Origin of the sequence: Salmonella sp. NW177 (genome assembly GCF_051811585.1) — a bacterium.
Classification (GTDB): Bacteria; Pseudomonadota; Gammaproteobacteria; order Enterobacterales; family Enterobacteriaceae; genus Salmonella; species Salmonella enterica.
The window spans coordinates 1-497 of sequence record NZ_JAMMZV010000029.1; the positions used below are offsets into that span (position 1 = coordinate 1).

At 55.9% G+C, this 497-nt stretch carries 1 rRNA gene; it reads right to left on the reverse strand.

Annotated features, from left to right (window positions below):
* Window positions 1-497: ribosomal RNA gene (locus NA986_RS24340) — 23S ribosomal RNA — on the reverse strand; the annotation flags it as partial.

Genomic DNA, 497 nt, shown 5'->3' on the forward strand with positions numbered 1-497 from the left:
CCTGATGCTTAGAGGCTTTTCCTGGAAGCAGGGCATTTGTTGCTTCAGCACCGTAGTGCCTCGTCGTCACGCCTCAGTGTTAAAGTGAACCGGATTTACCTGGAACACACACCTACACGCTTAAACCGGGACAACCGTCGCCCGGCCAACATAGCCTTCTCCGTCCCCCCTTCGCAGTAACACCAAGTACGGGAATATTAACCCGTTTCCCATCGACTACGCCTTTCGGCCTCGCCTTAGGGGTCGACTCACCCTGCCCCGATTAACGTTGGACAGGAACCCTTGGTCTTCCGGCGAGCGGGCTTTTCACCCGCTTTATCGTTACTTATGTCAGCATTCGCACTTCTGATACCTCCAGCAACCCTCACAGGCCACCTTCGCAGGCTTACAGAACGCTCCCCTACCCAACAACACACAGTGTCGCTGCCGCAGCTTCGGTGCATGGTTTAGCCCCGTTACATCTTCCGCGCAGGCCGACTCGACCAGTGAGCTATTAC